Here is an 18,808-nt window from a genome sequence, read left to right on the forward strand (position 1 = left end):
CGATGGCCGGCGAGCAGTCGCTTGTCGGCCATCTATAGATGCTCGCCCACGACTCCATGCGGACAGTCGAACGTCCGCTCGACGCCGGTTGGAGGAGCCCCTCGATAGCGAAGTCGGCCCGGGCTAAGGCCCGTCCAAGCACTCCCGTGCAGCCATTCCGGCTCGGCGCCGGGTGACCAAAGCTGGACTTTTCTCCAAGCTCCTTCTAATACTTAGGGCGTATGGAAAGGCTCTGATGCGGCACCGATAATGGGTGCAAATGGCGTATGCCGCATTGGTGAACCGGGTCCCCGCCGTGGAGAGCGACATGTCGCACCTTGCGCTTACCGTCAGGGCTGTACTGTTGCTTTGCCTGCTGGCCACCGGCGGCATCCTTTCGCCCGCTTATGCGGCGGACGGAGAGACGCTGGCCGGGGTTCGGGCGCGGGGCATGCTCCGTTGCGGGGTCAGCGAAGGCGTGCCGGGCTTTTCGGCCCGCGACACATCCGGGCGCTGGACGGGCCTCGACGCCGATTTCTGCCGCGCTGTTGCTGCCGCGACATTGGGCGATGCCACCAAGGTCACCTTTGTCCCCCTGCGAGCGTCTGTCCGGTTCCCGGCCCTGAACGAGGGCATGGTCGACCTGCTGGCGCGCAATACTACCTGGACGCTGGTGCGGGAGGCAGCACTCAGGGTTCAATTCGCCGGCGTACTCTTCTACGATGCCCAAGCCTTTCTCGTCCCCCGTGCCGTGCAGAACGTGGCGGCCCTCAAGGGTGCGACCGTTTGTGTTGAGAAAGGTACTTCTACCGACGATCACGTCCGATCGTATTCGACAGAGAACGGCTTGGCGCTGAAGCCGCTTGTCTACGACTCTGCGGCCGAAGCGCGCAAGGCCTTCTACGGCGGCTTGTGTGGCGCCTATGCCGCCGACGCCTCGCATCTGGCGGCCGTACGGATGCAGGCGCCCGCCGGGCCCCAGTCCGCCGTCATCCTGCCCGAGCGCATCGCCAAGGAGCCGCTCGGGCCGGCATTGCGCGGCGGCGACCAGAGCTGGGCCACGCTTGTGCGATGGGTGCTGTTCTCACTGCTGACTGCCGAGGAGTTGGGCGTGACCCGTGACAACCTCCAGGCCCGCCTGCGCGACCCCGCCGTGCGGCGGACCCTGGTTGCCGATGAGGAAGCCAGCCGCAGTCTCGGTGTCGACCGGGACTGGACCGTGCGGGCGGTGCAAAGTGTCGGCAACTATGGGGAAATGTTCGAGCGCAACCTGGGGAGCGGAAGTGCGCTGCGCCTCGAGCGAGGACAGAACCGACTGTGGACGCAAGGCGGACTGATGTACGCCCCGCCGATGCGATAGGCTGGCGGAGAGCCACCATGAGCCAGCTCCAGATCTACGTCACGGTCGCTGTCTTCCTCGCGGTGATCCTCGCCATCGCGCTCAACCTCATCGACATGGCGGTCGCCGCGCTGACGGGCGTGTGCCTTTTGATTGCGTTGGGCATCCTCACGGAACAGGACCTGATTGCGGCCACGCGCACGTCGGCAGGGCCGCTCGGCCTGCTGTTCGGCGGCATGGTGGTGGCGCGCATCCTGGCGACCACGGGCATTTTCGAAGTCGTCGGCGACGCCTATCTCAGGGCCACGGGCGGCAGCGGCAAACGCTTCCTGTTTCTGCTCATCCTGCTTGTCGCGCCGGTCTGCGCGTTCCTACCTAACGCCACCACCGTCATCCTGCTCGCGCCCATCATCGTCAGGGTCTGCATCGCGCTCGAAGCCGATTACGTGGGACCAATGGTGCTGACCGCCATTATCAGCAACTCGGCAGGCTTGCTGACGCTGGTCGGTGACCCGGCGACCTTCCTGGTCGGCAGCTCAATCGGCATGACCTTCTCCCAGTACTTGCAGCGGGTCAGCCTGGGCGGCGTGATGGCGATCCTGGTCATCGTGCCCATGTTGCCGTGGTTGATGCGCGACCTCTGGATCATGCAGCGGACGCTGCCGCCGCCGTTACGGGGCAAGCGGCTGGAACGGCCGGTCTATGCGGCGCTCGCTGTAGCGGTGCTGTTGCTGATGATGGTGCTGTTCGTCTTTGGTGAGCACCTGCCCACGCACATCGTGCCACCCGCGGCCGCCGTCATTGCCAGCGCACTGGCGCTGCTGGTCGGCTTCGCGGCCCGCGTCGAACCAACGGAAAACGTGCTACGCGACGTGGACTGGAAGACGCTGGTGTTCCTCGCCAGCATCTTCTGCCTCGTGGAGGCAATGGTGAAGACTGGGCTGCTGCAGGCGCTTGCGATCAAGCTCTACGAGGTCTTCGGCATTGCGCTCACCCCGGTTGCGCTGACCCTTATCGTCGGTATCGCGCTCCTGTCCAGCGTGCTGGCCAACGTGCCCGTGGCCGCGGCATCCATCGTGATGGTCAAGGGCTACCTGATAATGGCCGAAGTGGTGCCTGACATCGCGATGGCTCCACACTTCTCGCAATGGCCAGCCGCTTCGATACCGGTCTTTGTCGCCATGATGTTCGGCGCCACACTGGGCGGAAATGCCACCCTGGTCGGCGCCTCGGCCAACATCGTGGCGGCGGGTATCTGCGCCAGGCAGGGCACACCCCTCACCTTCGGCACATTCCTGCGGTATGGCCTGCCCATCACCGTGGCGCAACTGGCCGCTTCCGCTATCTACGTGCTCGTTATGTTTGCGCTGCTGCCTTGAGCGCGCGATCCATGGCCTGTCCCGTGGCAGTCCATCGACCGTCGAGTCCGTCCTGGTCGGCAAGAGACTGTCAAAGACGCATCTACCCGTTTCGGAAAGGACTGACCTTCACAACGGCAATTTATCGCCGAGAGATCGCCCTCCCCAATCACTGCCAATGACCGTTGCATTGCCTAAATCTGCCGTCCGTTTGGCCCCGCAACGAACGTCTCCGAGGGGTCGGGAAGCGACAACTCATAGGCACTAACAATGATTACTGGACACGTCTTTATTGCTACCAGCCTTGACGGCTTTATTGCCCGGCCCGATGGCGACATCGGCTGGCTACTGGAGCGGGATGACCCGGCCGAAGACCATGGCTATCCGGACTTCATCGCCGACAAGGACACGATCGTCATGGGCCGGGGTTGCTACGAAAAAGTCCTCACCATGGGCGAATGGGCTTACGACAAGCCCGTGCTGGTGCTGTCCCGAAAGCTGGCAGGCACACCAGTGCCAGAAACGCTCCAGGGAAAGGTGCGCTTCTCGGATCGCACGCCCGCGGATACGATGTCGCAACTGGAGGCCACGGGAGTACGTCGTGTGTACGTCGATGGCGGTCAGTTGGTCCAGTCATTCCTGCGCGATGGATTGATCGCCGACCTGGTCGTCACCACCGTGCCGGTCTTGATCGGGACCGGCAGACCTTTGTTCGGCGCCCTACTGCACGACGTAAGTCTGGCGCTCGAATCGAGCCGGCACTTTCCATCAGGCCTGGTGCAGTCGACTTATCGCGTACTGCGCTGACTTGCGTCTCCGCAGATTAGGACCTGAGTTAGACTGGCTAACAAAACCATGTCATCGCCACATGCCTGTTGAACGTTGCCACTTGTCATGGCACGAAAGAAGATCAACAACGAATTGTGGAAGGCATTACAACCGCTGCTGCCGATGGTCGAGCCCTCTCCCAAAGGTGGCCGCCCCAGAGTGGACGACCGAGCAGTGCTGAACGGCATCCTGTTTGTATTGCAGACTGGCATTCCGTGGGAGGACTTGCCGCAGGAGCTGGGCTTCGGCAGCGGTATGACCTGCTGGCGTCGGCTGCGCGACTGGCAGGCCAGCGGCATCTGGGAGCGCTTGCACCTGGCCCTGCTGACACGCTTGCGTGAGCATGACCAAATCGATTGGACTCGGGCGAGCATTGATGGTGCAGCGGCGGCCAGCCCCCGGGGGGCCAGCAGACTGGCCCGAACCCCACGGACCGCGGCAAACTCGGCAGCAAACGACATCTCGTCGTAGACCGGAGGGGTGTTCCCTTGGTGGTGGCCGTGACGGGTGCCAACCGGCACGACTCCATAGCTTTCGAAGACTTGGTTGATGCAATCCCAGCGGTGCCAGGCTTGTCTGGCCGACCGCGAAGCCATCCCCACAAGCTCCACGCCGACAAGGAATATGACTTTGCACGCTGTCGTCGCCATCTTCGCAAGCGAGGCATCAGCCCACGCATTGCACGCCGTGGCATCGAGAAGAACGACCGCCTCGGCAAGCATCGTTGGGTTGTGGAGCGCACGCATGCTTGGCTCGCCGGGTTCGGCAAGCTGCGCATTCGCTTCGAACGTCGCCTTGATATTCATCTCGCCCTGCTCACGCTTGCCTGCGCCGTGATCTGCTCACGATTCGTTGAGGGGTATTGTTAGCGGGTCTTAATCTGAAGGGGACGAGCTGCTACCGGCCATGAGCAGCCAGACAGACTTGCACGCAATAACGGACATTAGCAGGGCGATAAAAACCCATCCACATGGCGCACGAAGCCGGTTCATGCGAATGGTTGTTCTAGATGCGCGGCAATCGAGTGTTACTATTCCTGGGAATCGAGGCGTGCGGGCATCGCCTGGAAAACTTCTGCAAGCAGTTCGCGTTGCGCCTGCACATCGTTAATATCCAATGCTCGATTGCTCCATTTTTCCTTAAGCTTCCAATCGACATCGAACTCGATTCCGTTCACCGTAGATGGATCGATTTTCGACATGGGAACAGCCGATTCCAGCAACATCTTGACCGCACTGGCTGGAGGTAAAATGTGCTTGTGCGCATCAATAATTCGAAAGGCGACTATGCCCAACAATGCCGGCCAGTTCGCAGGGGAGTGATTGTCCCTGCGAAAACAGTCCGCAACAATCTTAAAAATCTTGTTCAAAGCTACCCGCGGCTGCTCTAGAAACTGACCAGGTCCCGGGAATCGTGGGACACCGAAGGCTTCGCTTCCCATGGTTCGAATTGCATGTGCAGCCAATTCCCTAATATCAGGAAGCTGATGAGCACCTTGAAGGCATGCAGCCGCAGTGCTAAGGAATGAGAGGCGATCCGGACCGGCGACGAAAAGGAACTGGTTAATCGCCTCACCGAGAATGAACGACTCGTTCGATCTAGTTCGTGCGTGAACCAAAAAGTCACCCGGATTGCGGTGAGTCGGTTGGATCAATGTGTGCCAAACGGCAAGTTGCGCGGCGAACCCGCCGCAGGCCCCAATCGAGACCATTATCGACGGGAGATGTTTCTCATATGTCATAGCAAACATGCCGATCGGAACGGTCACGCTGTCACTCTCGATAACTTGCTTCGAGACAATCATGCTCCCCCCTGACCCTTTTTGTTTTGCACATAGTCGGCAGCGGCTTGTTCAGCACAGCCCAATGCGTATGTGGGTGCCGGCACCAGTATTCGGCGATATTTGCTTCTTGAATGTCTCCTTTCACACATTCCAGAGGGCCGCTCAGGGTCGGTAGTTGCCTCTGGCGCCAAGAAGCACGGATAGGCGGAGGGCCCGTTACCTGGTTGCACCGTGGAAAGCATTCGACAGAGACAGCGGTTGGGCCAACTCACATCGGCGAAACTCGGGGCTTCCACCAACTGCTACGGAAGAATAAATGAGAACAGTGCTGGCCACACTCATTCCACTAACCGCCACGAGCCAATGCTGAAAAACATCCATGGCGAAGAACTTTCGCTGGTGACTGCATTCACAGCTGCCTGCGATCTTGGTCCCAAACTCTTCGATGGGATCGTCGCCAATCATGCCGCAGTGCCGATTCCTTTGTAGGAGCGCCCGGTCGAAACGAAAGCGCAACAATAGACGGAAACTCGCTTGGCGGATGAACTTAAATCGCCTCGTCTCCCCATTCTGATCGGATCGATTCTATATATGCACGCGTGGCTGACGCCTGCCCGCTCCACAGCCCAAAGGCATCTGCCGCCCCTGCCGCCACACGACGATTGGGAACATAGGCTTGGATTGCATCGAGAATCACTTTTTCCCGTGTCGTCCGCTCTGCTCGGGCTAGATCCGCGACTCGTGCGTAGAGCTCTTCGGTCAGATCGATCCGCAATCTTTTCATGTTCCCTCCACCGCTAGCGCGCGTCCATTCCCTTTAGGGTTAATCAAAAACCCCGTCTCTCTGCTCCGCTGGGGTAAACACCACCGAATTGAGCCTTAGTCTGCGCAAGACTCTGAAAACTGTGACGTTCCTCTCGCGCGAAATGGCGCGCGACACCACCCTCGCGCGGGATTCAGTGCTACCATTTACCGACCGACCGGTCGGGTAATTAAAGCCGCCCGACGAGAACACCAAGGCAGGAGACAACAATGCCCCCGACGTCCGCGCCCGCTGGCCAGCCGGTCAGCCTGGATTCCGGCCCCGTCTTGCTGACATGGCAAGGCAATGTGGCCGTCATCACCCTGAACCGCCCCGACAAGCTCAACAGCTTTACCCGAGAGATGCACGGCGCGCTCCAGCAGGCGCTCGGCCACGTGGAGGCAGGCGGCGCCCGCGCGCTGCTGCTGACCGGCGCCGGCCGCGGCTTCTGCGCCGGGCAGGACCTGGCCGACCTGGATTTCACGCCCGGCAGCATGACCGACCTGGGCGCGCTGATCGACAGTTATTTCAATCCGCTCGTGCGTCGCCTGCAGGCCCTGCCGCTGCCGGTGGTGGCCGCCGTGAACGGCACCGCAGCGGGCGCTGGCGCCAACCTGGCGCTGGCCTGCGACATGGTGCTGGCGGCGCGCTCGGCCAGTTTCATCCAGGCCTTCGTCAAGATCGGGCTGGTGCCCGATTCCGGCGGCACCTGGCTGCTGCCCAAGCGGATCGGCATGGCACGCGCCATGGGCCTGGCCATGACAGGCGACAAGCTCACGGCCGAAGAGGCCGAGAAATGGGGCCTGGTCTGGGAAGTCATGGACGATGCGCTGCTGCACGGGCAGGCGCTGGCGCTCGCCACGCATCTCGCGGCCCAGCCCACGCGCGCGCTCGCGGCGATCAAGCGCGCCATGTATGCCAGCGCCACCTCGACGCTGGATGCGCAGCTCGACCTGGAGCGGGACCTGCAGCGCGAGCTGGGGCAATCCGCCGATTATGCGGAAGGCGTCAATGCCTTTCTGGAAAAGCGCGCACCGAAGTTCACCGGCCGCTGACCGGCAAGCGCCCTCGGGCGCCCCACCAAGACAGGAGACCCGCTTGAGCAAAGATCCGCAGGCACTTGCCGAGGCGGCCGCCGCCGCCATGTATGAAGCCGATACCTGCAGCCGCTGGCTCGGCATCGTGGTGCAGGCAGTGCGGCCGGGCTACGCCCGCCTGACCATGCCGGTGCGCCCTGAATTCCTCAATGGCCACGGCATCTGCCATGGCGGCCTGATGTTTACACTGGCTGACTCGAGCTTCGCTTTCGCGTGCAATAGCCACAATATCAATACGGTGGCGGCGGGCTGCAGCATCGAGTTCCTGAAACCCGTGCACGGCGGCGACGTGCTGACGGCCGAGGCGGCGGAGCAGACCCTGTCCGGCCGGCACGGCATCTACGATATCCGCGTGACCAATGCCGCGGGCGACGTGGTGGCGATGTTCCGCGGCAAGTCGGCGCAGATCAAGGGACACGTGGTACCGCCGGACAGCGTCGCCTCAAGCATCGCCAGGCCCGTGGCCTGAGCCCGCGCAAGACGATGTCATCGACAAGAACGCCCCCCGTGCAGGAGACGATATGAGCACGCGCCTGACCGATCTGCCGCTCGAACCCATCGAGACTGCCAGCCGCGCCGAGTTGCAGGCCCTGCAGCTCGAACGCCTGAAATGGTCGCTGCGTCATGCCTACGAGCATTCTCCGGTCTATCGCCGCAAGTTCGACGAAGCCGGCGTGCACCCGGACCAGGTCCAGACGCTCGCGGACCTGGCGCGCTTCCCGTTCACCACCAAGCAGGACCTGCGCGACAACTACCCGTTCGGCATGTTCGCCGTGCCGCAGGACCGCGTGGCGCGCGTGCATGCCTCGTCGGGCACCACGGGCAAGCCGACGGTGGTCGGCTACACGCTCAAGGACATCGACACCTGGGCCACCGTGATGGCGCGCTCGATCCGCGCATCCGGCGCGCGGCGCGGCGACAAGGTGCACGTCAGCTACGGCTATGGCCTGTTCACCGGCGGCCTGGGCGCGCACTACGGGGTGGAAAAGGCCGGCCTCACCGCGATCCCGTTCGGCGGCGGGCAGACCGAGCGGCAGGTGCAGCTGATCATGGATTTCAAGCCCGAGATCATCATGGTCACGCCAAGCTACATGCTGGCGATCGCCGACGAATTCGAGCGCCAGGGCGTCGACCCGGCCACGACCTCGCTGCGCGTGGGCATCTTCGGCGCCGAGCCGTGGACGCCGGAAATGCGCCTGGCGATCGAGAAGCGCATGAACATCTCGGCGGTGGACATTTACGGCCTGTCCGAGGTGATGGGCCCGGGCGTGGCCAATGAATGCGCCGAGACCAAGGACGGCCCGACGATCTGGGAAGACCACTTCTACCCGGAAATCATCGACCCTGACACCGGCGCCGTGCTGCCCGACGGCGAGTTCGGCGAACTGGTCTTCACTTCGCTGACCAAGGAGGCGATGCCGGTGGTGCGCTACCGGACCCGCGACCTGACCCGGCTGCTGCCGGGCACGGCACGCCCGGCGTTCCGGCGCATGGAAAAGGTCACCGGCCGTACCGACGACATGATGATCGTGCGCGGCGTGAACGTGTTCCCGTCGCAGATCGAGGAGCTGATCCTGAAGCGCCCCGAGCTGGCGCCGCACTACCAGTGCGTGCTGACGCGCGAGGGGCCGATGGACATGCTGACCGTGCGCGTGGAATGCGCCCACGGCGGCGAACCGGCGACGGCGCAGGCCGCACGCGAGGCGCTGGCCCACGATATCAAGGCGTATATCGGCGTGAGCGCCGGCATCGAGGTGCTGCCGGCCGGCGGCATCGAGCGCTCGGTCGGCAAGGCGCGGCGCATCGTCGACCAGCGCCCGCGCTAAAGCACTGCCGCGCGTCAGCTGCGCGGCATCAGCACCCACATCCGGCCGCCCTGCTTCATGCGGCCGGCGGTCTCGCCCGCGGCGTCGCCGGCACCCCAGAAGAAGTCGGCGCGCACGCCGCCCTTGATGGCGCTGCCGGTATCCTGCGCGAACATCAGCCGCTCGATCGGCTCGCTCGACAGCGGACGCGTGGTCGACAGGAACACCGGTACGCCGAGCGGAATCGTGGCCGGATCGACCGCGATCGAGCGCTCCGCCGTCAGCGGCACGCCCAGCGCCCCGACCGGGCCGTCATTGGTCGGCGGCAGCTCGCGGAAGAACACGAAACGCGGGTTCACGTTGAGCATTTCGTCCACGCGCGCCGGGTTGGCCCGCGCCCATGCCTTGATGCCCTGCATGGTCGCCTGCGCCGGCGTGATCTCGCCGCGGTCCAGCAGCCACTTGCCGAACGAGCGGAACGGCTGGTCATTGGTGCCGCCAAAGCCCACGCGCATCAGGGTGCCACTAGTCAGCCGGATGCGGCCGGACCCCTGGATCTGCAGGAATGCGGCTTCGACCGGGTCATCCACCCACACCAGCTCGTTGCCGCGCATGGCCGGGTTCTGCAGCAGCTCGGCGCGCGCCGGCAGCGCCCGGTTGGCCAGTTGCGCCGGTTTGCGGTACAGCGGAATCTGGTACGGCCCCTGGCGCGTGCGCGAGCCGTGCAGGATGGGTTCGTAGTAGCCCGTGATCAGGCCGCTGTCGGAGCCGTCGCCATTGACGACGCGGTAGGGCTGGAAGTTGGTTTCGAAGTAGGCGCGCATGGCGCCGAGGTCGCCGGCGTCGACCATCAGGCCCGCGGCGCAGGCGCGGCTCCATTCGGCGCGCTTCTTCAGCGCCTGGCAGCTGGCCTGCAGCGCGGGCCAGGCGGCGCGCATGTCATCCTGGCTCCAGCCGTTGATCTCGTTCCAGTCCGCGGCCTGCAGGCGGCCCTTCTGCGCGCCCGGGGTCGGGGCGGTCGTGCCGGGCGTGCCGCCGGTCTCGATGCGCGGCGGCGGCCCGCTCATGCAGCCGGCCAGCAGCGCGGCGCCGGCGGCCAGCGCCAGCCAGCCGCGCCATGGCGCACCGGCAAGGCGGCTGGCCTTGGATCGCGGATACGTGGAGAGGAAATGCGGAATTGCCATCTTGTCAGTTCGTATTGTCCAGCGCCGCCGCGCATGCCTCGGGGCCAATGCCCTACAATGCCCGGCGTCAATCGTCACCGTTGCCGGCGCCCGTGAAGGCCGCCCGCCGTACCGATCATGTCCGAGTTCCTTGAAGCCCACCCGATGCTGCTGTTCGCGCTCGAAGCCGGCGTGGCGCTGTTCCTGCTGATCTTCATCGTGGTCTGGACCATGGGCACGGCGAAGAAGAACCCCCGTCCGACCCGTGCTCCCGCCGACCACCCGTCGCGCCAGGCCCAGGACCCAAAGCCGGCGCAGGATCAGGACAGCCAGCCGCGCCAGTAGGTTCCCGGCGCAGCACGCAGCGGGCCATAGCGGCTCAGTGCAGCATGCGTGGCAGCACCAGCGCGAACTCGGGAATCGGCACCTCGAAGCGGTGGCCGTCCTCGGCCACGCAGAAATATTCGCCCTTCATCGAGCCCACCGGCGTCGAGATCGTGGCCCAGCTCGTGTATTCGAAGTGCTCGCCCGGCTTGAGCAGCGGCTGGTGGCCGACCACGCCCAGGCCCGAGACTTCCTGCGAGGTATTGTCGCTGTCGGTGATGATCCAGTGGCGCGAGATCAGCTGCGCCGCGACTTCACCGGTATTGTGGATCGTGATGGTGTACGCGAAGGCATGGCGCCCGCGTTCGGGGTCGGACTGGTCGGGCAGGTACTGGGTACGTACCGCCACGGAAAAGGCGTACTCGCTCATTTGTCTGCGGGATCCGGCTCAAGGGTAGGCGCATTGTGCGGCAAGGCACCGGCAGCGGCAAGTGCGGAGCCGGCGTCGGCCCTGCGCCGCCGACAGGCGTAAAATACGCGCCATTCGCCGGCCGGCAGACCCCGGATCGCCCCACACAAGCACGATTCCGCCGCGCCGCCACCCTACTGTCCCCTTTTTTCCGCCCGCCGCCATGAGCACGCCCGCCTACCGCATCGCCCCGTCCATCCTGTCCGCCGACTTTGCCCGCCTGGGCGAGGAAGTCCGCCGCGTGACCGAGGCCGGCGCCGACTGGATCCACTTCGACGTGATGGACAACCACTACGTCCCGAACCTGACGGTGGGCCCGCTGGTGTGCGAGGCCATCCGCCCGCACGTGACCGCGCCGATCGACGTGCACCTGATGGTGCGCCCGGTGGACCGCATCATCCCCGACTTCGCCAAGGCCGGTGCCAATATCATCACCTTCCACCCGGAAGCCAGCGAGCACGTGGACCGCTCGCTCGCGCTGATCCGCGACAACGGCTGCCAGGCCGGGCTGGTGTTCAACCCGGCCACGCCGCTGCACCACCTGGACCACGTGATGGACCGCCTCGACGTGATCCTGCTGATGTCGGTCAACCCGGGCTTCGGCGGCCAGTCGTTCATCCCCGAGACGCTGAACAAGCTGCGCGCGGTGCGCCAGCGCATCGACGCCTATACCGAGCGCACCGGCCGCAAGATCCTGCTGGAAGTCGATGGTGGCGTGAAGGTGGACAACATCGCCGAGATCGCCGCGGCCGGCGCCGACACCTTCGTGGCCGGCTCGGCCGTGTTCGGCAAGCCCGATGCGGACGGCGGCTACCGGGGCATTATTTCGGCGCTGCGCGCGGAACTGGCCAAGGCCGGCCAATGAGCGCCGGCATGACGCTGCGCCGCACCGACTGGCGCGGCATCGACGGCGTGATCGTCGACCTGGACGGCACCATGGTCGACACCGCGGGCGATTTCCACGCCTCGATCAACGCCATGCTGCTGGCGCTTGGGCACCGGTACCCAAACCTGGGGCCGGTGGCGCCGATGTCCGAACAGGACATTGTCAGCTTCGTCGGCAAGGGCTCGGAAAACCTGATCCGGCGCGTGCTCGATGCGCGCTTTGCCCCGCTGCACGCCAACGGCCTGTTCGCCGAGGCCTATGCGCTCTACGACCGCGAGTACATCCGCATCAACGGCCAGTTCTCGCAGGTCTACCCGGGCGTGCGCGAAGGCCTGGCGGCGCTGAAGGCGGCCGGGCTGCGCATGGCGTGCGTGACCAACAAGCCCTACAACTTCACCGAGCCGCTGCTGGCCAAGACCGGTCTCGCGCAGTATTTCGAGCTGGTCTATGGCGGCGACGCGTTTCCGCTGCGCAAGCCGGACCCATACCCGCTGCTCAAGGTGGCCGAGGTTTTCCACCTCGATCCGTCGGCCATGCTGGCCATCGGCGACTCGGAAAACGACGCGCAGGCGGCCCGCGCGGCCGGCATGGGCGTGCTGCTGATGCCCTATGGCTACAACCATGGCAACCCTGTACAAGGCGTCGACGCCGATGGTATAGTCGATTCCATTGCCCGCGTGGCAGAGCTTCTTTCTGCACACGAGATTCACTGAAAACCACGCTGAAAACCACGGCAATCAGATTTCTACAGCCCTGAACACCTCAATGTTCGTCAACCGCAAACGCATATCTTCTGGCAGTGATCGGCAGGCCTGGCCCTGGCGTCGCTGGCGCGCCTCCCAACAGGCGTAAAGTGCGTTCGCGAGTCCGCTGAGGGCCTTCGTACCGAAGGCCTTCGCAACCGGCCAGGGTGCCGGCATCCTTACTGGATCCCTCCTCACTCCCGCCAGCAAGCGTAGCCGCATGTGCTACGTTTAGCTCAAGAACGCGCCACACGCCGCCCAGGCCGTGTGCGGTCTTGTCCGCAGTCTTCCCGCACCACGGTTCCACACCCGGAGCTGGCTTTGCGCCATCTCCCGCCGAATTGCCGACACCGCGGCGCCGCGCCACCCTGATAACGCCGCGCGCCGCAAACGAGGATCGACATGACCGAACTGGAATTCAAATCGCTGGCCGACCAGGGCTACAACCGCATCCCGCTGATCGCCGAGGCCTTTGCCGACCTGGAAACGCCGCTGTCGCTGTACCTGAAGCTGGCCCAGTCGCAGACGCGCGGCGTCAACACCTTCCTGCTGGAATCGGTGGTGGGCGGCGAGCGCTTCGGGCGCTACTCGTTCATCGGCCTGCATGCCCGCACGCTGCTGCGCTCCTACGGCAACCGCGCCGAGGTCGTGACCGACGGCAAGGTCGTGGAGACCCACGAAGGCAACCCGCTCGATTTCATCGCCGAGTTCGAGAGCCGCTTCAAGGTGGCGCTGCGCCCCGGCCTGCCGCGCTTCTGCGGCGGCCTGGCCGGCTACTTCGGCTACGACGCGGTGCGCTATATCGAGAAGAAGCTGGCCGACACGCAGAAGCCTGACGACCTGGGCCTGCCCGACATCCAGCTGCTGCTGTGCGAAGAGCTTGCCGTGATCGACAACCTGTCCGGCAAGCTCTACCTGATCGTCTACGCCGACCCGACCACGCCCGAAGCCTACCCGCGCGCGCGCCAGCGCCTGCGCGAGCTGCGCATGAAGCTGCGCCAGCCGGTGGACGTACCGGTCACGAGCCCGTCGGTGCAGACCGATGTCTACCGCGAATTCGACAAGGCCGACTACCTCGCCGCGGTGCACAAGGCCAAGGAATACATCATGGCCGGCGACATGATGCAGGTGCAGATCGGCCAGCGCCTGACCAAGCCGTACCGCGACGCGCCGCTGTCGCTGTACCGCGCGCTGCGCTCGCTGAACCCGTCGCCGTATATGTACTTCTACAACTTCGGCGACTTCCAGATCGTCGGCGCCTCGCCGGAAATCCTGGTGCGCCAGGAGTCGCGCAAGGTCGGCACCAACGGCGATACCCGCAACGAGCATATCGTCACCATCCGCCCGCTGGCCGGCACGCGCCCGCGCGGCAACACGCCCGAGAAGGACGCCCAGCTCGCCACCGAACTGCTCAACGACCCGAAGGAGATCGCCGAGCACGTGATGCTGATCGACCTGGCGCGCAACGATATCGGCCGCATTGCCGAGACCGGCACGGTCAAGGTCACCGACAAGATGGTGATCGAGAAGTACTCGCACGTGCAGCACATCGTCAGCTCGGTCGAAGGCACGCTGCGCCCGGGAATGAGCAACCTGGACGTGCTGCGCGCCACCTTCCCGGCCGGCACGCTATCGGGCGCGCCCAAGGTGCGCGCGATGGAGATCATCGACGAGCTGGAGCCGCGCAAGCGCGGCATCTATGGCGGTGCCGTGGGCTACCTGTCGTTCGGCGGCGAGATGGACCTGGCGATCGCCATCCGCACCGGCATCATCAAGGACGGCAACCTCTACGTGCAGGCCGCGGCCGGCATCGTCGCCGACTCGGACCCCGAAGCCGAATGGAGGGAAACCGAAGCCAAGGCGCGCGCCGTGATCCGCGCCGCCGAGCAGGTCCAGGATGGCCTGGACTCCGACATCTGAACAAGGGAGACAAGGCCATGCTGCTGATGATCGACAACTACGATTCCTTTACCTACAACCTGGTTCAGTACTTCGGCGAACTCGGCGAGGACGTGCGCACCTACCGCAACGACGAAATCTCGCTGGAAGAGATCGAGGCGCTCAAACCCAACCACATCTGCGTGTCGCCCGGCCCGTGCAGCCCGAAGGAAGCCGGCATCTCGGTCGCCGTGCTGCAGCACTTCGCAGGAAAGGTGCCGCTGCTCGGCGTATGCCTGGGCCACCAAGCCATCGGCGAGGCCTTCGGCGGCAAGGTGATCCGCGCCAAGAAGGTCATGCACGGCAAGGTCAGCACCATCGAGACCACGCAGGAAGGCGTGTTCTCCGGCCTGCCGAAGCACTTCGACGTGACGCGCTATCATTCGCTGGCGATCGAGCGCGAAACCCTGCCCGATTGCCTGGAAGTGACCGCCTGGACGCCTGACGGCGAGATCATGGGCGTGCGCCACAAGACGCTGGCGATCGAGGGCGTGCAGTTCCACCCCGAGTCGATCCTTTCCGAACACGGCCATGCGCTGCTGGCCAACTTCCTGAAGACGACGCGATGAGGCTGCTCGATATCCCTACGCCGTCCGTTTCCATCGCGCCGCCCGCCACACCAACGACCGAGACCGCCATGACCATCACCGCCCAGGAAGCGCTGACCCGCTGCATCGAACACCGCGAGATCTTCCACGACGAGATGCTGCACCTGATGCGCCAGATCATGCAGGCGCAGATCTCGCCGGTGATGGCCGCCGCGATCCTGACCGGCCTGCGCGTGAAGAAGGAAACCATCGGCGAGATCTCGGCCGCGGCGCAGGTGATGCGCGAATTCGCCAACAAGGTCGATGTGGCCGACCGCGAGAACTTCGTCGATATCGTCGGCACCGGCGGCGACGGCTCGCATACCTTCAATATCTCGACCGCCTCGATGTTCGTGGCCGCCGCCGCCGGGGCGAAGATCGCCAAGCACGGCAACCGCGGCGTGAGCTCCAAGTCGGGCAGCGCCGACGTGCTGGAAGCGCTGGGCGTGAACATCATGCTGACGCCCGAACAGGTCGGCCAGTGCATCGCGCAGACCGGCATCGGCTTCATGTTCGCCCCGACCCACCACCCGGCCATGAAGAACGTGGCGCCGATCCGCAAGGAGATGGGCGTGCGCACCATCTTCAATATCCTCGGCCCGCTGACCAACCCGGCCGACGCGCCCAACATCCTGATGGGCGTGTTCCACCCGGATCTCGTCGGCATCCAGGTGCGCGTGATGCAGCGCCTGGGCGCGAAGCACGCGCTGGTGGTCTACGGCAAGGACGGCATGGATGAGGTATCGCTGGGCGCCGCCACGCTGGTCGGCGAACTGAAGGACGGTGAAGTCCGCGAATACGAGATCCACCCGGAAGACTTCGGCCTGTCGATGATCTCGAACCGCGGCCTGAAGGTGGCCGATGCGATCGAGTCCAGGGAGATGCTGCTCGAAGCGCTCGGCAACGTGCCCGGTACGCCGCGCGAGATCGTGTCGCTCAACGCGGGCACCGCGCTGTATGCCGCCAATGTGGCCGATTCCATCGAGGACGGCATCCGCCGCGCGCGCGAAGCCATCGCCAGCGGCGCCGCGCGCGAGAAGCTCGACCAGTTCGTGCGCGCCACGCAGCAGTTCAAGGCCTGAATTCCACTATCCGCCGGAAACGCCGTATGTCCGACATCCTGCAAAAGATCATGGCCGTCAAGGCCGACGAAGTCGCCGCTGCCCGCAAGAAGCGCGACCTGCCCAGCCTGCGCGCCGAGGCCGAAAGCCTGCGCCACGAGGCCGGCTTCGCCCCGCGCGGCTTCGAACGCGCGCTGCGCGAGAAGATCGCCGCCGGCCACGCCGGCGTGATCGCCGAGGTCAAGAAGGCCTCGCCGTCCAAGGGCGTGCTGCGCGAGAACTTCGTGCCCGAGGCGATTGCCGAGAGCTACGCCAGCCATGGCGCCGCCTGCCTGTCGGTGCTGACCGACGTGAACTTCTTCCAGGGCCATGCCGACTACCTCAAGCGCGCGCGCGGCGCCTGCCCGCTGCCCGCGCTGCGCAAGGACTTCATGCTCGACCTGTACCAGGTCTATGAAGCGCGCACCTGGGGCGCGGACTGCATCCTGCTGATCGTCTCGGCGCTCGACCCGGGCCTGATGGCCGACCTGGAAGCCTGCGCGCACGAACTCGGCATGGACGTGCTGGTGGAAGTCCACGGCGGCGACGAGCTCGACCGCGCGCTGCGCCTGAAGACGCCGCTGCTTGGCGTGAACAACCGCAACCTGCGCACCTTCGAAGTCTCGCTCGACAACACGCTTGAGCTGCTGCCGCGCATGCCGGCCGATCGCCTCGTGGTCACGGAATCCGGCATCCTGGGCCCGAACGACGTGAAGCGCATGCGCGATGCCGATGTCCATGCCTTCCTGGTCGGCGAAGCGTTCATGCGCGCGCCGGACCCGGGTGTCGAACTGGCCCGCCTGTTCGCGTAACCCGATGGCACAGGAAATCGAGCTGAAGCTCGCCGTTCCCGATGCGGCGCTGGCGCAGGTCGCTGCGTGGCTCGACGCCAATGGCGAGGCCAAGGGCGAGCTCACGCTGCTCAACGTCTACCTCGACACGCCCGAACGCGACCTGGCCCGCGCGCGCGCCGCGCTGCGCCTGCGCCGCAAGGGCGCCCAGTGGCTGCAGACGCTGAAGACCGCTGGGCAAAGCCAGGCCGGCCTGGCCAGCCGGCACGAGTGGGAAACCGAAGTCGCCGGCGAGGCCATCGAGCTGCAGAAACTGCCGGACGAGGCGCGCGCCTTGCTCGCGCCGCTGGCAGCCCGCCTTGCCCCGGTCTTTCGCACCGACTTTGCCCGTCGCACCTGGATCCTGGAACAGGACGGCGCGCGCATCGAGGCCGCGCTCGACAGCGGTGCCATCACCGCGCCGGCCACCCACGCGCAGGAGCGCATCCAGGAACTGGAACTGGAATGGCTGTCGGGCGATGAAAGCCGGGCGGCCGACGCGCTCCACGCGCTTGGCGCGCGCTTGCAGGCCATCGCCGCGCTGACGCCGTCCGATCTCAGCAAGGCCGCGCGCGGCTACCGGCTGGCCGGTGTCGCAGACGCCTGATACCTTCCCACCCCCAGCGATCCTGCCTCCATCCGACCGCATGCAAGCCGACCTTTTCGCCTCCGAGACCGACACAGCAACACCTCGCGCCGCAGCCGCGGGGCTGCAAGCCCAGGCCGAGGCCCTGCCCGCCGCCTGGCGCGCGTTGCTGGAGCCCTGCCTGACGGCACCGGCCTGGCAGGAGCTGGCCGCCTTCGTCGACCGCGAGCGTTCAGCCGGCAAGCCGGTCTATCCGCACGAGGTCTTCCATGCACTGCACCTGACGCCGCCCGACGCGGTCAAGGTCGTCATCCTCGGCCAGGACCCGTACCACGGCACTGGCCTGGTCGGCGGCGTAGAGCTGCCGCAGGCGCATGGCCTCGCCTTCTCGGTACCGGACGGCGTCAAGGTGCCGCCGAGCCTGCGCAACATCTTCAAGGAAATCGCCGCCGAATACGGCGACAGCCCGGCGCCGCGCGCGTCCGGCAACCTGGAAGGCTGGGCGCGCCAGGGCGTGCTGCTGCTGAACACCGTGCTGACGGTGGAACAGGGCCAGGCCGCCAGCCATGCGCGGCGCGGCTGGGAAGCGGTGACCGACTGCCTGATCCACGCGCTGGCCGTGAGCCACCCGAACCTCGTATTCCTGCTGTGGGGCAGCCATGCACAGGCCAAGAAGCCGCTGCTCACGGACAGCCACTGCGTGCTGGAAGCCCCGCACCCGTCGCCGCTCTCGGCGCACCGCGGCTTCCTGGGGTGCGGGCATTTCCGCGAAGCCAACCAGTGGCTGGAGGCGCACGGACGCACGCCGATCGACTGGCTGGCGGCCTGAGCGGCTTTACCGGACTTTCCGGCCGGACTCCGCTTCGCCCCTAAACCGTCGGCCGCAGGTCGAAATCCTCGAACCTGCCCTGACCCGGTTCCACGTCCACGTGCGTGACGCGCGAGGCCGGCGGGCCGGACTGCATCCAGTCGCGCAGTGCCTCCAGTTGCAGCACCGTGCCGGCGGCCATGACTTCGACGGTGCCGTCGGACCGGTTGCGCACCCAGCCTTTTAGCCCGAGCGAAATGGCCGCCTGCGCGCAGCCAGCGCGGTAGCCCACGCCCTGCACGCGCCCATGCGCCGTCATGTGCCAGGTTTCCATGGCATGCTCCTCCTTGACCGTGCCGGCCGCCCCGCTACATCGGCACGTC

Annotated in this window: 22 protein-coding genes; 17 read left to right on the forward strand and 5 right to left on the reverse strand. The window is 65.5% G+C overall.

Going from position 1 to position 18,808, the window contains the following annotated elements; all coding sequences use genetic code 11:
* Nucleotides 1-307: 307 nt before the first annotated feature.
* The 4 genes from CupriaWKF_RS15180 (at nt 308) to CupriaWKF_RS15195 (ending at nt 4,373) form a co-directional block, all read left to right on the forward strand.
* Complete coding sequence (locus CupriaWKF_RS15180) at nt 308-1,339, forward strand: amino acid ABC transporter substrate-binding protein (protein WP_276098659.1); 1,032 nt, start codon at nt 308-310, stop codon at nt 1,337-1,339.
* Between the two features lie 17 nt (nt 1,340-1,356).
* Nucleotides 1,357-2,697, forward strand: a complete 1,341-nt coding sequence (locus CupriaWKF_RS15185; protein ID WP_276098660.1) for an SLC13 family permease — start codon at nt 1,357-1,359, stop codon at nt 2,695-2,697.
* Between the two features lie 249 nt (nt 2,698-2,946).
* Nucleotides 2,947-3,483 (forward strand): dihydrofolate reductase family protein, encoded by a 537-nt coding sequence (locus CupriaWKF_RS15190; RefSeq protein ID WP_276098661.1) that lies wholly within the window; start codon nt 2,947-2,949, stop codon nt 3,481-3,483.
* Nucleotides 3,484-3,570: 87 nt separating this feature from the next.
* A protein-coding gene (locus tag CupriaWKF_RS15195; protein WP_276098662.1) for an IS5 family transposase occupies nt 3,571-4,373 on the forward strand; the annotation gives its coding sequence in 2 pieces (ribosomal slippage) (nt 3,571-3,898 and nt 3,898-4,373; 804 coding nt in all).
* A 161-nt stretch (nt 4,374-4,534) separates the two neighbouring features.
* On the opposite strand, the gene CupriaWKF_RS15200 is transcribed toward CupriaWKF_RS15195, so the two are convergent.
* Nucleotides 4,535-5,308: a hypothetical protein gene (locus CupriaWKF_RS15200; RefSeq protein ID WP_276098663.1), complete on the reverse strand. Its 774-nt coding sequence runs from the start codon at nt 5,306-5,308 to the stop codon at nt 4,535-4,537.
* 342 nt (nt 5,309-5,650) lie between these two features.
* Between CupriaWKF_RS15200 and CupriaWKF_RS15205 the strand changes: the two genes are divergently transcribed.
* Nucleotides 5,651-5,776, forward strand: coding sequence for a hypothetical protein (locus tag CupriaWKF_RS15205; RefSeq protein ID WP_276098664.1), 126 nt, complete (start codon nt 5,651-5,653; stop codon nt 5,774-5,776).
* 58 nt (nt 5,777-5,834) lie between these two features.
* Here the strand turns inward: CupriaWKF_RS15205 and CupriaWKF_RS15210 are convergent, their stop codons facing one another.
* Entirely contained in the window at nt 5,835-6,071 is a 237-nt protein-coding gene (locus CupriaWKF_RS15210) for a CopG family transcriptional regulator (RefSeq protein ID WP_276098665.1), read from the reverse strand.
* Nucleotides 6,072-6,319: 248 nt separating this feature from the next.
* Here CupriaWKF_RS15210 and paaG point away from each other — a divergent pair, with 248 nt between their 5' ends.
* The 3 genes from paaG to paaK are packed head-to-tail and all read left to right on the forward strand — an operon-like array spanning nt 6,320 to nt 9,012.
* Nucleotides 6,320-7,144 carry a 2-(1,2-epoxy-1,2-dihydrophenyl)acetyl-CoA isomerase PaaG gene (gene paaG / locus CupriaWKF_RS15215; RefSeq protein WP_276098666.1) on the forward strand — a complete coding sequence of 275 codons (825 nt, stop codon included), beginning with the start codon at nt 6,320-6,322 and terminating at the stop codon, nt 7,142-7,144.
* 43 nt (nt 7,145-7,187) lie between these two features.
* On the forward strand, nt 7,188-7,655 hold the full coding sequence (paaI, locus tag CupriaWKF_RS15220) for a hydroxyphenylacetyl-CoA thioesterase PaaI (protein WP_276098667.1): 468 nt from the start codon (nt 7,188-7,190) through the stop codon (nt 7,653-7,655).
* Between the two features lie 52 nt (nt 7,656-7,707).
* On the forward strand, nt 7,708-9,012 hold the full coding sequence (paaK, locus tag CupriaWKF_RS15225; protein WP_276098668.1) for a phenylacetate--CoA ligase PaaK: 1,305 nt from the start codon (nt 7,708-7,710) through the stop codon (nt 9,010-9,012).
* 14 nt (nt 9,013-9,026) lie between these two features.
* Here paaK and CupriaWKF_RS15230 read toward each other — a convergent pair whose 3' ends face one another.
* Nucleotides 9,027-10,175, reverse strand: a complete 1,149-nt coding sequence (locus tag CupriaWKF_RS15230) for an MltA domain-containing protein (protein ID WP_276098669.1) — start codon at nt 10,173-10,175, stop codon at nt 9,027-9,029.
* A 117-nt stretch (nt 10,176-10,292) separates the two neighbouring features.
* Between CupriaWKF_RS15230 and CupriaWKF_RS15235 the strand changes: the two genes are divergently transcribed.
* The gene (locus tag CupriaWKF_RS15235; protein ID WP_276098670.1) at nt 10,293-10,499 is read left to right on the forward strand and encodes a hypothetical protein; all 207 of its coding nucleotides are present in this window, start codon (nt 10,293-10,295) and stop codon (nt 10,497-10,499) included.
* 34 nt (nt 10,500-10,533) lie between these two features.
* Here CupriaWKF_RS15235 and apaG read toward each other — a convergent pair whose 3' ends face one another.
* Nucleotides 10,534-10,908: a Co2+/Mg2+ efflux protein ApaG gene (gene apaG / locus CupriaWKF_RS15240; RefSeq protein ID WP_276098671.1), complete on the reverse strand. Its 375-nt coding sequence runs from the start codon at nt 10,906-10,908 to the stop codon at nt 10,534-10,536.
* 202 nt (nt 10,909-11,110) lie between these two features.
* On the opposite strand from apaG, the gene rpe reads away from it, so the two are divergent.
* The 8 genes from rpe (at nt 11,111) to CupriaWKF_RS15280 (ending at nt 18,446) form a co-directional block, all read left to right on the forward strand.
* A complete protein-coding gene (gene rpe / locus CupriaWKF_RS15245) occupies nt 11,111-11,812 on the forward strand; it encodes a ribulose-phosphate 3-epimerase (RefSeq protein WP_276098672.1) in 702 nt (233 codons plus the stop codon).
* A complete protein-coding gene (locus tag CupriaWKF_RS15250; protein ID WP_276098673.1) occupies nt 11,809-12,546 on the forward strand; it encodes a phosphoglycolate phosphatase in 738 nt (245 codons plus the stop codon). The genes rpe and CupriaWKF_RS15250 overlap by 4 nt, the downstream gene beginning before the upstream one ends.
* A 432-nt stretch (nt 12,547-12,978) precedes the next feature.
* Nucleotides 12,979-14,496 (forward strand): anthranilate synthase component I, encoded by a 1,518-nt coding sequence (gene trpE, locus CupriaWKF_RS15255; RefSeq protein WP_276098674.1) that lies wholly within the window; start codon nt 12,979-12,981, stop codon nt 14,494-14,496.
* 17 nt (nt 14,497-14,513) lie between these two features.
* Entirely contained in the window at nt 14,514-15,083 is a 570-nt protein-coding gene (locus CupriaWKF_RS15260) for an aminodeoxychorismate/anthranilate synthase component II (RefSeq protein ID WP_276098675.1), read from the forward strand.
* Between the two features lie 68 nt (nt 15,084-15,151).
* Nucleotides 15,152-16,183: an anthranilate phosphoribosyltransferase gene (gene trpD, locus CupriaWKF_RS15265; protein WP_276098676.1), complete on the forward strand. Its 1,032-nt coding sequence runs from the start codon at nt 15,152-15,154 to the stop codon at nt 16,181-16,183.
* 26 nt (nt 16,184-16,209) lie between these two features.
* Nucleotides 16,210-17,013: an indole-3-glycerol phosphate synthase TrpC gene (gene trpC / locus CupriaWKF_RS15270; protein WP_276098677.1), complete on the forward strand. Its 804-nt coding sequence runs from the start codon at nt 16,210-16,212 to the stop codon at nt 17,011-17,013.
* 4 nt (nt 17,014-17,017) lie between these two features.
* The gene (locus CupriaWKF_RS15275) at nt 17,018-17,638 is read left to right on the forward strand and encodes a CYTH domain-containing protein (protein ID WP_276098678.1); all 621 of its coding nucleotides are present in this window, start codon (nt 17,018-17,020) and stop codon (nt 17,636-17,638) included.
* Between the two features lie 40 nt (nt 17,639-17,678).
* A complete protein-coding gene (locus CupriaWKF_RS15280; RefSeq protein ID WP_276098679.1) occupies nt 17,679-18,446 on the forward strand; it encodes a uracil-DNA glycosylase in 768 nt (255 codons plus the stop codon).
* A 40-nt stretch (nt 18,447-18,486) separates the two neighbouring features.
* Here the strand turns inward: CupriaWKF_RS15280 and CupriaWKF_RS15285 are convergent, their stop codons facing one another.
* A complete protein-coding gene (locus CupriaWKF_RS15285) occupies nt 18,487-18,759 on the reverse strand; it encodes an acylphosphatase (RefSeq protein ID WP_276098680.1) in 273 nt (90 codons plus the stop codon).
* Nucleotides 18,760-18,808: the final 49 nt, after the last annotated feature.

This window comes from Cupriavidus sp. WKF15 (genome assembly GCF_029278605.1).
In the GTDB taxonomy this organism is placed as follows: Bacteria; Pseudomonadota; Gammaproteobacteria; order Burkholderiales; family Burkholderiaceae; genus Cupriavidus.

Bases quoted from the DNA above. Each gene is read 5' to 3' on its own strand.
- CupriaWKF_RS15180 (WP_276098659.1), top strand. From the start codon at position 308: ATGTCGCACCTTGCGCTTACCGTCAGGGCTGTACTGTTGCTTTGCCTG.
- CupriaWKF_RS15185 (WP_276098660.1), top strand. From the start codon at position 1,357: ATGAGCCAGCTCCAGATCTACGTCACGGTCGCTGTCTTCCTCGCGGTG.
- CupriaWKF_RS15190 (WP_276098661.1), top strand. From the start codon at position 2,947: ATGATTACTGGACACGTCTTTATTGCTACCAGCCTTGACGGCTTTATT.
- CupriaWKF_RS15200 (WP_276098663.1), bottom strand. From the start codon at position 5,308: ATGATTGTCTCGAAGCAAGTTATCGAGAGTGACAGCGTGACCGTTCCG.
- CupriaWKF_RS15205 (WP_276098664.1), top strand. From the start codon at position 5,651: ATGCTGAAAAACATCCATGGCGAAGAACTTTCGCTGGTGACTGCATTC.
- CupriaWKF_RS15210 (WP_276098665.1), bottom strand. From the start codon at position 6,071: ATGAAAAGATTGCGGATCGATCTGACCGAAGAGCTCTACGCACGAGTC.
- paaG (WP_276098666.1), top strand. From the start codon at position 6,320: ATGCCCCCGACGTCCGCGCCCGCTGGCCAGCCGGTCAGCCTGGATTCC.
- paaK (WP_276098668.1), top strand. From the start codon at position 7,708: ATGAGCACGCGCCTGACCGATCTGCCGCTCGAACCCATCGAGACTGCC.
- CupriaWKF_RS15230 (WP_276098669.1), bottom strand. From the start codon at position 10,175: ATGGCAATTCCGCATTTCCTCTCCACGTATCCGCGATCCAAGGCCAGC.
- CupriaWKF_RS15235 (WP_276098670.1), top strand. From the start codon at position 10,293: ATGTCCGAGTTCCTTGAAGCCCACCCGATGCTGCTGTTCGCGCTCGAA.
- apaG (WP_276098671.1), bottom strand. From the start codon at position 10,908: ATGAGCGAGTACGCCTTTTCCGTGGCGGTACGTACCCAGTACCTGCCC.
- rpe (WP_276098672.1), top strand. From the start codon at position 11,111: ATGAGCACGCCCGCCTACCGCATCGCCCCGTCCATCCTGTCCGCCGAC.
- CupriaWKF_RS15250 (WP_276098673.1), top strand. From the start codon at position 11,809: ATGAGCGCCGGCATGACGCTGCGCCGCACCGACTGGCGCGGCATCGAC.
- trpE (WP_276098674.1), top strand. From the start codon at position 12,979: ATGACCGAACTGGAATTCAAATCGCTGGCCGACCAGGGCTACAACCGC.
- CupriaWKF_RS15260 (WP_276098675.1), top strand. From the start codon at position 14,514: ATGCTGCTGATGATCGACAACTACGATTCCTTTACCTACAACCTGGTT.
- trpD (WP_276098676.1), top strand. From the start codon at position 15,152: ATGACCATCACCGCCCAGGAAGCGCTGACCCGCTGCATCGAACACCGC.
- trpC (WP_276098677.1), top strand. From the start codon at position 16,210: ATGTCCGACATCCTGCAAAAGATCATGGCCGTCAAGGCCGACGAAGTC.
- CupriaWKF_RS15275 (WP_276098678.1), top strand. From the start codon at position 17,018: ATGGCACAGGAAATCGAGCTGAAGCTCGCCGTTCCCGATGCGGCGCTG.
- CupriaWKF_RS15280 (WP_276098679.1), top strand. From the start codon at position 17,679: ATGCAAGCCGACCTTTTCGCCTCCGAGACCGACACAGCAACACCTCGC.
- CupriaWKF_RS15285 (WP_276098680.1), bottom strand. From the start codon at position 18,759: ATGGAAACCTGGCACATGACGGCGCATGGGCGCGTGCAGGGCGTGGGC.